Origin of the sequence: Paenibacillus sp. FSL K6-2862 (assembly GCF_038005125.1) — a bacterium.
Classification (GTDB): Bacteria; Bacillota; Bacilli; order Paenibacillales; family Paenibacillaceae; genus Paenibacillus; species Paenibacillus illinoisensis_A.
The window spans coordinates 5,393,411-5,407,039 of the sequence record NZ_JBBOSN010000001.1; the positions used below are offsets into that span (position 1 = coordinate 5,393,411).

The following is a 13,629-nucleotide window of genomic DNA, read 5'->3' on the forward strand; positions in this document are numbered from 1 at the left end:
CCTCCTCCCGACCGGAAATTAAGGGAATATAATGGTAAGCATTTCATTAATCCTTCTGCCATACGTGTGTTCCTTGAGCGTCCGTTCCAATCCGCGGAGTGCAATTTCACGGCGCTCTTTCTCGTGAGTAAGATAGTATTCAACCTTGTCGAGCAGCTCTTGAGGAGAAGAATAGGTTTCAATCTCTACACCTGGCTTATAGAACCGTGCCAGGTCATCACGTGCATCCGTTAACTGCAGTGTTGCGGAAGCCGAGATCTCAAATGTTCTTGGGTTCGGCGAAGCTGGTGGTATTTTGAGATGGTTGTTATTAACGGAATCATCCTCGTGGGAACGGTGCAGGTTGATCACAATTTTAGTCCCGTTATATACATCATTGGTTTCCTGCGGACTCATCCAGCGTCCATGCTCAATCTTCTCGCCATAGGCTTCATAGCCAGGCAGACGGTCCCACCAGATGCCATTAAATACCGTATTGTGTGACATGATCTGTGCCATGATTGGATTGAAGAAATAAACCCGGTTCCAGTAGGCCGATCCGATAAAACTGACGTCCCGGTGCAGGGGAGATGGCGTTGTGATCGGGAAGTAATGATTGGTGAATGCCGCAAACGGCAGGTAGTGTACAGACGCACAGCCGCTCTGACGATATAGTTCTACGCAGTTTAATTCGAGTGTGAAGATATGATCGAAATGATGCACACGTTCCATCGTCATATCTGTGTAGTACGGATCATCCGTCAGCCAGATTGCTGTCTGGATGCCTGCCTGACGAATCGCATCGATATGCTCAAGCGGAATGTCCATGCCATCCAGGACAAGAACCAAATCGGGGCGATTTTGCAGCGCAATTTCAGATACCGGCTGCCGCGGATCGGTCAGCGACACCTGAGCAACCATGCCTTGCAGGGTGGCCATAATCGCCTCATCCAGCGGTGAATAAGGGAATCCTTTACCCGAGGAGACGTACAGGACGTGAATCTGCCGGAAAGGCAGCGGTTCCTGTGCGCAATTGACAATATAGTTGGCACGTCCGCGCAGGTAGCCTTCTTCCTTGCCTGCATCATAACCGGCATGCTGCCCGTTTTTGCGTGCCTGTTCAGCCAGGCTGAGTACTGGCGTATGAAAATTCCTCTTTTTACGGTGTTTGATAGACATACCGCCACTCCTTCTGTTTGAAATAACATTCGCTGTATTGCGGGCTTACTGTTCTACACATGTTCCAGCAGCTGGGCGATTCGGCGGGCAAACGTATGCTGGTTCAACGTGGTCAACAGCCCACGCCAAGCCATGGCCTGCCGTTCTTGCTCATGTTTCAGGTAATATTTGATTTTGCTCTCCAGTTCGGCTGCTGTCGTAAACGTCTCAATGTCGTAACCCGGCTGGTAAAAGCGGGGCAAGTCACCGCGTGCATCCGTAATCTGCATTGTGCCGCAGGCACTGATTTCATACGTTCTTGGATTAATGGATCGCCCTTGCAGATGATGCGTATTGCGATTGTCCTCGCCATTCTCGCAGGTCCGGTGAACATTAATGACAATCTTGGCGCCGTTGTAATAATTAACAGTTGAGCTTGGATCGATCCATCCCTCATGGATAAAAGGGCCGAGTACATCCGACCGTGTCAGCCGTTGCCACTGACCGCCGGCAATGAATACCTTTTTGGTCGCCAGAAAAGGGGCCAGCTCATCGAACAAGGCGATCCGGTTCCAGAAGCCTGTGCCGATAAAACAAATATCGTATTGGTGCTGAGGCTCGATGCGACGAGGCTGGAACATGCCGGGATTAACCGCGAGTGGCATATAGATGACTCTCCTCGCTCCGTTCCCTCCGTAAAATGGAACCGCAGCTTCTTCATGCGTGAACACCACATCGTAATGCCTGCAGATGGTCGCCGTATCTTCGGTGAAATACGGATCATCTACAAACCATACTGCTGTCCGAATACCGAGAGCCCGTATCCCGTCTACCTGTTCCAGGTGATCCGCAGGAAAAACGTGCAATCCGTTCATGACCAACACGACATCCGGCCTGTGCTGACTTGCATCCTGCAGCATGGTTGCCGGCGACCCGACAACACATTCACGCACAGACTGCTGCAGTGCTAAGATGACACCTTCATCGATGGCATCAAATCCTTGCGGAATGTACAGTACTTTCATATCCCGCATGGTCGGCTCAAACATCTGAACTCGCTCCATCATGGCCTGACAGCCGCCGAATCTGCGGCCTTCAGCATATCCGCTGCGGTAAGCTATCTTCGCTTCCGGGAGCGATCGGTGTCGTTTTTTTGCCACATCCTTCACCCTGTCTTCCTTTCAGGAGATTCCGTATCCGTCTCTCCCCGAGATTGGTCTTCCCTCTAAAGGATATGCCCCGGGGTCAGATGCATCATGGACGGGTGTCCTGCAAGGCACAAAATTGGCGTCTGCCCTCCACATTGGCCTGTACGGGCATGTCCGCTTCTGCGGCCATGCAAATCACCCGGTGGGATAAATCCCCCCGGGTGATCATATGTGCTGGACCTGCAGCGATCCGTCTGTCGCTAATCAGGTCTATTCGGTTATTGTGCCTTGTACGCCAGCTGATGTCCGTCTTCGAAACCCTTGGCGAAACCCGCGTTGAATCCCTCGTTGTACGCCTCGTTGTAACCCTGACTGTACGCGTTGTCCGGGTTCGGATCGGTAGGGGTAGCCGGGACGACTGGTTGTACGGGCTTCGGACTCCGGTGCCGCCGTACCGAACGTTTCTTTTTTTTGAGCCACGCACTACGTCCTTTAAGCGTGCGTTTGTGCAGTACACGTTTGCCTTTGATGGCACGCAGCTTACGGACTTTGCGCAGACGGGCACCACGTGTAAGCAAAGCTCTTTTCGTTCTAAGCTTCAACTTTTTCTTTCTCAACATATCAACATTCCTCCTGTATGTCCCGAACGATACGTACCGCATATTCAGGTTCTTTGAGCCACGGCAAGCCGGGCTCCCCTTGCTGAATTCGTGCTAACCTGATCCCCGTAACCATACGGGACATTTCTTCCTGATACCTGCTCAGCAGACGAATGTTCTCGGCAAGATTGCGGGCAGATACTTCCGAATGAGCGGTTACGCTGGCTACACTGTCCAGAATGCGTGCCAGGGCCTGCTGGCTGTGTGCAATGGATTCAATGAGAGCCAGTTTAACTTCCTGCTCACGCTGCAGCAGACTCATTTTCCCATGTCTCCAAGATCCATACCGCCAAACATGCCTCCGTCCATCCCGCCTTCTTCAGCACTGTTATCGACCATGACAGCTTTCAAGTTGTTGCAGAGCCCTGTTTCCATCCGGGTTAATCCTTCCAGCATTTCAACCAGTTGATCATGCATTTTCAGCGGTTCTGCCACCTGATCACCGTGCGTTAGAAATGCTTCACCGTTCAGGTGATTCAGCGCCCAATTCCGAACTTTCTCAGCTTCAATCGCCTTGGCTTCCAAGATCAGTGCAATGTTCCATTGCATCTTGGCTGCAGCATCCAGCATCAGTATGAGACTTTGTTCTCTGCTCATGTTCTCTCACCCGCCTTCCGGGCTTATTCTTCCTCTTGACCTGCCATCTCCCGCATGACCTGGGTCAGCGTTTCGGCAACAGCTTCTTCCAGATCCGCAAGGCCCCCCAAATAGGAGATGATGCTTTTGTTGATTTGTCCAGAGCTATCCAGCAGACCCTCTACGCCATCCAGCTCCGGTTCGATATCCGGCAAATGATTAATAATTTCAGACATCCGCACAGCGACTTGACGTTTGGCATCCAATACTCGTGCAAGCTGCTGGTGTGAGTGTGCAATATGTGTGAGTATTTCATCAACTTTGCTCTGCATGGTCCTCCTCCTTACCGTCACGGCCTGCTTCACCCATAGAAAAACCCGGCCTATCAGCATTTGCCTGCTACAGCATATGCCGGGCCGGGATCGTCAGTTACTCCAGCTTGCGCCTATATCGTCAAATGACATAACTCCAATCAGAGGAGTATCGGCTCAGGAATTGGCGGGTTCGTTCCTGCTTGGGCCGTAAAAAGATTTCCTCAGGTGTTCCTTGCTCCACGACATGCCCCCCATCCATGAAGATAACCCGATTCGCCACTTCACGCGCAAAACCCATTTCATGGGTAACAACGATCATCGTGATGCCCTCCTGGGCAATCGAACGAATGACCGATAATACCTCTCCGACCAGCTCTGGATCCAGGGCAGAAGTCGGTTCATCGAACAGGATGACCTCTGGATTCAGAGCCAGTGCGCGGGCAATGCCGACCCGCTGCTGCTGTCCGCCAGACAGCATGCTTGGATACTCATTGATTTTGGCAGAAAGCCCTACTTGTTCAAGTACACGCAGGGCACGTGCACGGGCATCTGCCTTGGACATCTTCTGTGCCACAATTAGCCCTTCCGTGACGTTATCCAGCACCGTTTTGTGTTTGAACAAATTGTAATGCTGAAAAACCATGGCCGTTTTCCGTCTGATCTGCACGATATCGTGTTTGCGCGCATGTTTGCAGTCCACGCCCAATCCGCTGATCTGGACCTTGCCTTCATCTGCACGTTCCAGGAAGTTCACACAGCGCAGCAATGTTGTTTTGCCCGACCCGCTTGGTCCAAGAATGGCGACCACATCCCCCTGCTCTACCGTCAGATCAATGCCTTTCAGCACTTCCTGCTTGCCAAAAGACTTGTGGATATTGCTTAGTGTAATCATGAAACCCCTCCTTTGCTATACAAGGCGACCCGGCGTTCCAGCAGAGCGGTAATCCGTTCGGCGATGATTGTCAGGCCCCAATAGATCACTGCCGCTGCAATGAAAGCCTCCAGAAATTTCAAACTGACGGATGCAACGACATCTGCCTTTCCGAGAATATCCATCTGTGAAACCGTGAAGGCCAGCGTCGATCCATGGAGAAATCCGACAAACATGCTGCACAGATTGGGCAATACAGCACCGATCGCCTGAGGGAGAATGATGCGCCGCAAGGCCTGTGAGGTACTCATGCCTACGGCATGCGCAGCCTCCATCTGTCCACGTTCCACAGCGAGAATACCCGAACGGATAATCTCGGACATATACGCTCCGGCTGTTAGCGAGAAGGCAATCAATACAAATACCAGGATAGGTATGGAAGCCGATTGAAAAGCCCATCCGTACCGTTCAGAGAGTTTATCAATAATCATCGGTATACCGTAATAGATCAGAAACAGATGCATGAGCATCGGCGTACCGCGCAGAAAGGAAACGTAGAAAGCGGCTACCCGGTGAATCCATGGTACCTGATAGATTCGAATCAGCGCAGTGGCAAGACCGATCCCGAAACCTGCTATCAGCGGCACAATCGTGATCACGAGTGTCAGTGGCAATGCCGTCAGAATTTTGAAAAAAGACGTATAAATAAACTGGAGATCAATGGACATATGCTCACCCCGCTATTCGTTTCAAGCGTTCAGCTCTGACCGCTGGCTTAGGCATCGTGTTTTTGCGTTCATGACGCTGCAGTCTGCGTTCAGCAAGAGCAAACCCTTTTTCAAGGACAATAACTATAACATAATAAACAACCGACAAGCTGATATACACCTCAAGCGCATGTGACGTTGCTGAGATCAGCGTCTGCCCTCTACCCACCATATCCATGACACCGATGGAAAAAGCAAGGGACGTGTCCTTCAGCGAACCGATCAGCGTATTCGCCATATTGGGGAAAGCCACAATAAGCGCTTGGGGAACAACAATCCGCCGAAAGGACTGAAACGTAGTCATCCCTGCTGCATAAGCCGCTTCGGTCTGGCCCTTGTCAACACTGCGAACGGCTCCGCGGAAGATCTCCGCAAAGGATGCAGCATCGCTAAGTGCATAGGTCACGATGACAAATACCAGTGGATCGGTTCTGGACAGGTCAATGCCAATTGGCTTAAGCAATTCGGGCAGGCCGTAATAGACCAGAAACAGCTTGATGAGAATCGGTGTGCCGCGCATGAAAGATACATACAGGGTGGCGAGCTGACTCAGTACCGGAATTCGGTAGAGTCTAGGAACTGCCAGAAGCACACCGCCTACCAGACCAAGCACTATGGACCCGCCCAGCACGATCAGAGTTATATGCAGATATCTTAACAGTTCCGGGATGAAATCCAGAACCAAGGATATATCAAATGCTTTTCCCATTACCGCTTGCACACCTTTCTCAGGCTACTCTTCAACCGTATAATCCGCACCAAGCCACTCTGTGCTCAGCTTGCTTAATGTTCCGTCTTCCTTGATTGATTTGAGAGCTTCATCGACTTTGGTTTTGAGTTCCTGCTCGTCCTTGTTGAGGATAAAATATACTTTGGAATTCGATAAAGCTTCTCCAACTGTTTTTAATTGGGCATCCACAGCCTTATTCTGATAGTCGATGGCGAACTGCGTACTGATCGTTGCATCCACCCGGCCTGATTTGATCTGGGTAATCGTGTCTTCCCCGGCTCCCGAGTATACGATATCAATGCTGTTGCCATTGTCCGCATTCCACTTCTCAGCCAGAACAGCCGCATTGCTCGTTGCACCCACAATCAGTTTTTTCCCTTTCAGATCGTCAATGGAATTCACATCCTGGTTTTTCTGACTCACGACTACTTTGTTGGGGAAAATATTATAAGCTTCATCATTAAACAGGAACTTCGCCTGTCTCTCTTCATTCACTTCCATCTGATGAGCGATCAGATCAATTTTTTTCGTCTCCAGGCTGAGCAGCAGGTTTTTGAACTCCATGGTGCTGAATTCAAACTCATACTCCGGCAGCCGTTTATCAATCTCGCGAATCAATTCCACATCGTATCCAGTCAATTTGCCATTCTCATCAATGAAGCATACATTCGGAAATTGCGTACCTGTACCTACGATAATCTTCTTCACTGTATCTTGACCGGACGCAGATGTGGTCTCCGCTTCATTTGAAGCATTGCCTGTGCTGCATCCTGCCAGCACCGCGAGCATAGTTACGAACAGCAGCGCTGTCCGAAATGGATGAATCCCCCATTTTTTAGCCATTCCCGATCTCCTCCAACAGACTGTGTTACACAGCCAATATAATGTAAACTCCCATTTCTCCGATTCTTAACTAACCATTCTTACTTGTATAGTCGGAATTAGGTTGATCAAAGAATATCACCCTGGGTTATCCTGAGGCAATACGAAGCCTAATAGGACATCCTGATAATGTTATAGAACTTCTCTATTCGGACATTGCCTATGAAATTCATACACCAAAAAAAGCCCCTCCCCATCTGGTCTGGCGGAGAAAAGGCTTCTTCGATTTGTGATGTTATCTATCTGCGACTGGCCCACTTAATTTTACGTGCGACTTCCAGTCGCTGTGATTGCAGGAGGCCAATTCGTTCTTTGCATTTGTCGCGTTCATCCTGGGTGTGTGCTGCATGCAGCTGGTTGCACAGCCCCGTCAGCTTACTGTTGATATAATCCAGCCTTGTCCATAATTCCTCTTCTGGTGTCCGCTGCTGCTCCGCTGCCGGCTGAAATATCTTGAGCTGGTGGATAAGGGACTGCTGCCATTCCTGATCCTGAATTTGGATGGCAAAATGCAAAAGATCCAGATAATCGTCGATTTGCAACGATACGCCGCAATCAGGTTTAGTATTCATTGTCGTCTCTCTCCTTATTTCAGTGCTTGCTGGAATCAGTTACTTCTATTTTACAGGAAAAGGGCTGCTTTAGGCGAGGGTTGAAAGTACGAAATTTGGAAATTTTTTTGGTTTTTTTGTGCATAAAAGTTTTCAGTTATCGTATAGACCGTTTGGATTGGAACATTCTTTTCCTAAAGTCTGATTTACGATAAAATGACTCCAAAATGAGTTGCTTCAAAGAAGGTTCACTTACACAGCAATAACCACCTATACAGCATAAAACCCGCTTCAAGGCATATTCCTTGGCGGGTCTTCGTCATTTAAAACTTCTGCATTAGCCTAGCATCTGTTCAAGCCTTCTCATGGGTAGGCTGCCTCGTCAGAAGCAACATTATAAATGAGATGATAATGATGGAAACTGTCCATGCCCATGCCATGGTCTGATTACCGGAATCGACTGCAACATAGATGGCTGTAGGTACGGTTTGGGTTTTGCCAGGAATATTTCCAGCAATCATCAGTGTGGCCCCGAATTCCCCCAGTGCACGAGCGAATCCCAATATAAAAGCAGTCATAAGCGCACGTCCGGCCAGCGGCAGCGAAATGTAACGGAATACCTGCCACTCATTCGCCCCGATCGATCTGCCCGCATCTTCCAGATCCTTATCAATACCGCTGAAACCGGACTTCATGGTCTGATAAATGAGCGGGAAGGCTACAACCACCGAGGCAATCACCGCCGCCCACCAGGAGAAAATGACCGGCGCCGAGAAGATGGCTTCAATCCATTGTCCGAGCAGACTTTTGCGTCCCAGCAAAACGAGTAACAGAAAGCCAACCACGGTTGGCGGAAGCACCAGCGGCAGCATAAACACGGTTTCCAGCACAATTTTGCCTCGAAAAGAGCGGCGTGACATCCACCAGGCTACAGCAATGCCGAGCACGGCTGCGATTACGCTGGACAACAGAGCAACCTGAAGTGACAGGCGAACAGGTGACCAGAATGCGCTCCAGTCGATCTCCGTACCAATCATTCGGGAACAGAGAACCCGTATTTCGCAAATACATCCAGCACTTCAGGCGTTTGCAAATACGCGTAAAATTGTTCTGCTTCTGTCCGGTGTTTCGTTCCCTCAATAATGCCTACCGGATAATTCGCCGGTGTATAACTGTTCTTGTCCACCTCAAATGCAATTTTCACCTGATCCGAGGTCAGCGCATCCGTTTTGTACACAAATCCCGCGTCTGCATTCCCAGTCTCTACATACTGCAGAACCTGTCTGACATCCTTGCCCTGCACAAGCTTGCTTTCGAGCTGATCCCACAGATTGGCATTCGTCAGTGCTTCCTTCGCATAGGTTCCTGCCGGAACACTTTCCGGAATCCCGATGGCTACGGTTTTAACAGAATCCGCTGTCAGATCCTGCTCGTTTGATACCGCATTTTCACTACCTGCTGGAATGATTGTGACAAGTGAGTTCTGCAGCAAATTCTTCTGGTCAGCAGATGCAATCAGGTTCTCGTCTACCAGAGCATTCATATTTTTCGTTGCCGCCGATACAAAAATATCAGCAGGTGCACCCTGTTCAATCTGCTGCTGCAGTGCTCCCGATGCCCCGAAGTTAAAGTTAAGTTCGATATAAGGGTGGGCAAGCTCATAATTGGTTTCGATTTCTTTCATCGCATCGGTCAGACTTGCTGCCGCGGAGATGGTTAATTCTACGGTTTCCTGCGGCTCTGTATTCGCTGCTGAATTAGCATCTCCTGATGTCGAAGGTGCCGAGGACACCGGCTCAACTGCTGTAGATGAATCCGCACTATCCGCACCAGCACCACACCCCGCCAATACAAGAGCCATCCCGAGAGACATGCTCCCCAGTATGTATCCTATTCCTTTTCTCAATTCTTCTCCCCCTGATCCTTCTACACGTTATATTTAGTTATAACTAGTTATAATTAATTATATTTCATTATACATAAGATCGGTCAAATGGGAAGGTCTAGTTTATACACTCCTGCAGTAATGGTATAGTACAAGAGACTGTATCAAACCTTTCAGCAAACTACACATGATGTTGATGAACTTGATCATATATGCTTTTGCCATCCTGAAGGAGGATCTTCACACATGACAGAGGAGCAATCCTATACGACCGAAGAAATATCCAAGCTGCTCAAAATATCCAAACTAACCGTGTATGACCTGATTAAAAAAGGAGACCTTGTCGCTTATCGCGTCGGCAAACAAATGAGGATTGATGCCACCGACCTGGAAGCATATAAGCGGCGTGCCAAGCAGCTGCAGTCCTCAGCCGGGCCGCTATCCGCTTCGAGTCAATCCTCGGCAACAGCGCCAGTAATGGATAGTGCTGATTCAAGTAAATCTTTGGCTGCACCTGTTCAGGACTATTCCAATGCCCCAGTCAGACCGGTATCCGAAGCATCCCGCATAGTACGTGGGGAGTCTTCTGCCCCCCATGCAGCGCGGCATGTCGTCATTACCGGGCAGGATGTGAGCCTGGATATTCTCATGCGCCATATGGAGAAACAAACGCGGGACATTCGTCCACTGCGCTCTTTCATGGGCAGCCTGGACGGACTTATATCCATGTACCGCGGTGAGTCTGACCTGGTCAGCACGCATCTGCTCGATGGGGATACGGGCGAATATAATTTGCCCTACATCCGAAAAATTCTGATTGGCTGGTCCTACGTCGTTGTAAACCTGCTCTCAAGACCAGCAGGATTGTATGTACAGCGCGGTAACCCGCGCGGCTTACAAGGCTGGGCAGACCTGGATCAGCCAGACCTGCGACTCGCTAACCGCGAGAAAGGTTCCGGGGCGCGTGTCCTGCTTGATGAGCAGCTGCGTTTGCACGGGATTCCTTCTTCCGGCCTGATCGGTTATAACCTGGAAGAGACCAGTCATATGGGTGTTGCCGCGAAAGTCAGTTCCGGTGAAGCCGATGTGGGCATTGGCATTGAAAAGGCTGCGCGCCTTGTTGGTCAGGTTGATTTCATTCCACTGACTCAGGAGCGCTATGATCTGGTTATGTTAAAGAAACCGGGCAATGAGATGTGGACCGATTCGGTCCTGCGCATTCTTCAATCTTCGGAGTTCAGACAGGAACTGCAATCCTTCGAAGGCTATGACGTTTCCCGTACAGGTGAGATTTTGTACGAAGTATAATATTGACTTCATGTACAAGTTTGCCAAAACACACACTTGTGCTCCCTACGTCAACACTGTACGGCCCGTTAGTTAAAGAAAGCAGCTGATCACATGATCAGCTGCTTTCTTAGATTTATTGAGCTATCGTTTCCCGTTAGCTTAACTGGACCGAGAGCCGAATGACCCGAAGCGTGAATATGAAGTTAGCCGATGGATACGCCATCTTTGAACTACTTACTTACACTTTTCCCCTTAATCAACTTCTTAAAAGAAGTGTATTCTTTATTAGATCTTATAAAATTTAATATCTCATTGGCACACTCACTCGAACTCATTATTTCAGTATTGAATTCAAGATCATATTCATTAAAGCAATACACGTTATCGTATTGTGAACTTGCTAAGCCAACCTCCCTGTCTCCTCTAACTTGTTCTCTTCTAGCAAGTTCTTCCTTTGAACACTTAACTACTACGAATATGACAGGGTGATCTGAGAATAATTCAATACAAGTATTGAACCATTTGTCATTACCTATAACAGCATCTACAATTACGTTGTTTCCCATCGCAGATAATAGTTTTATTGTCGAGTAGTATAATGAAATCAACGGATCTGCAAGAATTTGATTTACTAATTGTCCATCCTCTGCACCATTTGTTTCCATATTCGGATATGTGCTGTTAAGGAAATCTTTATAACTATGAAATAACCCATTAATAAAATTATCAAATGATAAATGTTGAAATGGGATATCACTTTGATTTAATAATTCATTAGATATGCTTGTCTTTCCAGAACTTGAAGTACCATTAAGAAGAACTATAATCCCTGGCTTCAATAGAATCCGCCTTTCTTAATTATATTTTTGCGCACCTCTCAGATAACACACATTTACAAAGCCACCGTCCGGGAACGGCCACTCTTCGTATACATTTCCGAACCGACTTACTTGACCGGCCCCATCCAGGTTGAAATCGTCTTCTGCTGGTGCGGCAACGGCGGTTTCAACTTCCCGTTATCGATCAAATGCTTCAAAATATAAGCGACAAGCCGGCCTCCGCCGGTGTTGCCTCTCACCATGTAAGCAAGCTGCGGCTCCAAATGCTTCGGCTGATTTTGCAGGAACAGCTTGAGCATTTTATCGTAGAGCTTGCCGACAGCAGGCGCATACAGAGCGGACAAATCCGGCATTGCCTTGTTCAACCGATCCAACGTTTGCGGAGAGTCGATCCAGACCGCATTGAACTTGTACCCCTCCTCCGTCTTGCGGATGTACCCCTTCTCCAGCAGAAACGAATATTGCTCGCTGTTCTCTTCGTTGTCGGGCAGTTCCCCTTGTTGGAACGCATGACAAATCTCGACATTCCGGTATTCCAGGAAACGCCAATCCATCTCGCGGTCACTCCAGTACGTATTGAATTGCCACAAGTATAAAGGAGTGTCTTCGACGTAGCGGAGCGACGGACCGAAGGTGACGTAACTACTCATATCAAAACCCGGATCGGTATCGTAGCTCCGGTTTAACGCCGCATAGGCAATATACTGACCTCCGTCCCTTCGTATTGGTGCGACCGCATCGAAGTTTTCGCCCGCAGGCATGCTCCGCCAAGATTGCTCCTCGACGTTCTTGGGCAGCAAGGTCCAGAGCAGGAAGTTATAGTCGCCGTCCGGAACGTACACTCCGCTATCCTCAACTTGCCGGCGAACTTCCATTAACGCGTCAAAATGAACATCGGCCACTTCGGCGGCGCAATCTTGCCAAAATTGATGACCGGCTACGGCCAATTCAAAGAGGTCCCAGATGATGGTGTTGCTTTGATATTTGCCGGGAGAGGTTTGGATGAGAAAATTGTAATCGGCCAGGTGCCGGACTTCGCCTTCCAGCAAAGACGGCGGCATTCCGAGCTCCTCCGCGATTTGATGTACGGTACGCGCCTTGTGATAAGCCGCGTAAACGATATTTTGCGCCAAGGCGCGTCCAAGAAAATCGTTGGTTTCGCCCAGTTTGCCGGCCGAACCGGAATGGCCCATTTCCCCCATGCTGACTGGATTGACACTTAAAGTTCCTGTTGTACGCATACGTTTCATCCCTTTCCGCAACTTCTTTTTAGCCTCGCTCAAATGCCACTTCACCGTGCCTACAGGAATGTTCAGAGCAATCGCGATATCGCCGATTTTAAGCTCGTCGTAGTAATGCATGACCACGATCCGGCGATGGATGTCGGACAGAAACGCGACTTCTCGGCGGAGCTCGCGGTAAGCTTCGGTTACCAGTAGCCGGTCAAGCGGCTCCCGGGAAGGGGCGGCCGACAGTTCGGACATGCCGTTGATTTCGATTGCTTGGGGAGCGTTCGCACGCTTTTTCAACCAATTCACCCAAGTGTATCGGGCAACCGTCCAGACGTAAGCGTCAAGGCTTCTAATGTCCCGCACCCCAGAGAAGGATTTCAACAACTGTAGCATAATCTCCTGAGCCAGATCCTCCGCCTCGGCCCGCTGCTTGACCCGGTTTAACGCAAAACCGAAAATCGGTTTGACATAGCTCCGAATCGCTTCCGCTGCTTTTTTTCCGTTTTTACCAGTTGAATCCATCTTTTTCCTCCATAGTTGCATCTGTAATTCCTGACAATTATATAGTGTGCCAAGCGAAATAAAGGTTGGGATTATTTCAAAAAAATTTGGGCGTCCTACCGGATCACTTCATACATATATAATTACAAACATCATGAGTAGGTCATTTAAATGGTTAAAGAGATGTTATAAACTTTTTGTTAAACAAGTTGAAGTTTGCTTTAGATGTAAAGGTCTCACTTTTAGT

16 protein-coding genes are annotated in these 13,629 nt (G+C 49.0%); 1 reads left to right on the plus strand and 15 read right to left on the minus strand.

Going from position 1 to position 13,629, the window contains the following annotated elements:
* Window positions 1-18 precede the first annotated feature (18 nt).
* From MHB82_RS24365 to modA, 13 genes are all read right to left on the minus strand, one after another.
* Window positions 19-1,158, minus strand: coding sequence for a CgeB family protein (locus MHB82_RS24365; protein WP_341176067.1), 1,140 nt, complete (start codon window positions 1,156-1,158; stop codon window positions 19-21).
* Between the two features lie 53 nt (window positions 1,159-1,211).
* Window positions 1,212-2,306, minus strand: coding sequence for a CgeB family protein (locus MHB82_RS24370; protein WP_258377550.1), 1,095 nt, complete (start codon window positions 2,304-2,306; stop codon window positions 1,212-1,214).
* A 257-nt stretch (window positions 2,307-2,563) separates the two neighbouring features.
* Window positions 2,564-2,905, minus strand: a complete 342-nt coding sequence (locus tag MHB82_RS24375) for a hypothetical protein (RefSeq protein ID WP_095361345.1) — start codon at window positions 2,903-2,905, stop codon at window positions 2,564-2,566.
* Between the two features lies 1 nt (window position 2,906).
* Window positions 2,907-3,206 carry a hypothetical protein gene (locus MHB82_RS24380; protein WP_095291950.1) on the minus strand — a complete coding sequence of 100 codons (300 nt, stop codon included), beginning with the start codon at window positions 3,204-3,206 and terminating at the stop codon, window positions 2,907-2,909.
* Window positions 3,203-3,541: a restriction endonuclease subunit S gene (locus MHB82_RS24385; protein ID WP_095291951.1), complete on the minus strand. Its 339-nt coding sequence runs from the start codon at window positions 3,539-3,541 to the stop codon at window positions 3,203-3,205. The genes MHB82_RS24380 and MHB82_RS24385 overlap by 4 nt, the downstream gene beginning before the upstream one ends.
* 23 nt (window positions 3,542-3,564) lie before the next feature.
* Window positions 3,565-3,852, minus strand: a complete 288-nt coding sequence (locus MHB82_RS24390) for a nucleoside-diphosphate sugar epimerase (protein WP_095291953.1) — start codon at window positions 3,850-3,852, stop codon at window positions 3,565-3,567.
* A gap of 121 nt (window positions 3,853-3,973) precedes the next feature.
* The gene (locus tag MHB82_RS24395; RefSeq protein ID WP_095361344.1) at window positions 3,974-4,726 is read right to left on the minus strand and encodes an amino acid ABC transporter ATP-binding protein; all 753 of its coding nucleotides are present in this window, start codon (window positions 4,724-4,726) and stop codon (window positions 3,974-3,976) included.
* On the minus strand, window positions 4,723-5,433 hold the full coding sequence (locus MHB82_RS24400) for an amino acid ABC transporter permease (protein ID WP_095361343.1): 711 nt from the start codon (window positions 5,431-5,433) through the stop codon (window positions 4,723-4,725). Before MHB82_RS24400 ends, MHB82_RS24395 begins: the two co-directional genes overlap by 4 nt.
* 4 nt (window positions 5,434-5,437) lie before the next feature.
* Window positions 5,438-6,181 carry an amino acid ABC transporter permease gene (locus tag MHB82_RS24405; protein ID WP_341176068.1) on the minus strand — a complete coding sequence of 248 codons (744 nt, stop codon included), beginning with the start codon at window positions 6,179-6,181 and terminating at the stop codon, window positions 5,438-5,440.
* Window positions 6,182-6,205: 24 nt separating this feature from the next.
* On the minus strand, window positions 6,206-7,045 hold the full coding sequence (locus MHB82_RS24410) for a transporter substrate-binding domain-containing protein (RefSeq protein WP_110756450.1): 840 nt from the start codon (window positions 7,043-7,045) through the stop codon (window positions 6,206-6,208).
* 278 nt (window positions 7,046-7,323) lie between these two features.
* Window positions 7,324-7,656: a hypothetical protein gene (locus MHB82_RS24415; RefSeq protein ID WP_095291961.1), complete on the minus strand. Its 333-nt coding sequence runs from the start codon at window positions 7,654-7,656 to the stop codon at window positions 7,324-7,326.
* Between the two features lie 332 nt (window positions 7,657-7,988).
* Window positions 7,989-8,672 carry a molybdate ABC transporter permease subunit gene (gene modB / locus MHB82_RS24420; protein ID WP_341176069.1) on the minus strand — a complete coding sequence of 228 codons (684 nt, stop codon included), beginning with the start codon at window positions 8,670-8,672 and terminating at the stop codon, window positions 7,989-7,991.
* A complete protein-coding gene (modA, locus tag MHB82_RS24425) occupies window positions 8,669-9,508 on the minus strand; it encodes a molybdate ABC transporter substrate-binding protein (protein WP_341176691.1) in 840 nt (279 codons plus the stop codon). The genes modB and modA overlap by 4 nt, the downstream gene beginning before the upstream one ends.
* A 258-nt stretch (window positions 9,509-9,766) precedes the next feature.
* On the opposite strand from modA, the gene MHB82_RS24430 reads away from it, so the two are divergent.
* Window positions 9,767-10,828 (plus strand): helix-turn-helix transcriptional regulator, encoded by a 1,062-nt coding sequence (locus tag MHB82_RS24430; protein WP_341176070.1) that lies wholly within the window; start codon window positions 9,767-9,769, stop codon window positions 10,826-10,828.
* Window positions 10,829-11,040: 212 nt separating this feature from the next.
* On the opposite strand, the gene MHB82_RS24435 is transcribed toward MHB82_RS24430, so the two are convergent.
* Together MHB82_RS24435 and MHB82_RS24440 are read right to left on the minus strand one after the other, a co-directional pair.
* A complete protein-coding gene (locus MHB82_RS24435) occupies window positions 11,041-11,649 on the minus strand; it encodes a chloramphenicol phosphotransferase CPT family protein (protein WP_341176071.1) in 609 nt (202 codons plus the stop codon).
* Window positions 11,650-11,756: 107 nt separating this feature from the next.
* Window positions 11,757-13,403, minus strand: a complete 1,647-nt coding sequence (locus tag MHB82_RS24440; RefSeq protein ID WP_341176072.1) for an RNA polymerase sigma factor — start codon at window positions 13,401-13,403, stop codon at window positions 11,757-11,759.
* Between the last annotated feature and the right edge of the window lie 226 nt (window positions 13,404-13,629).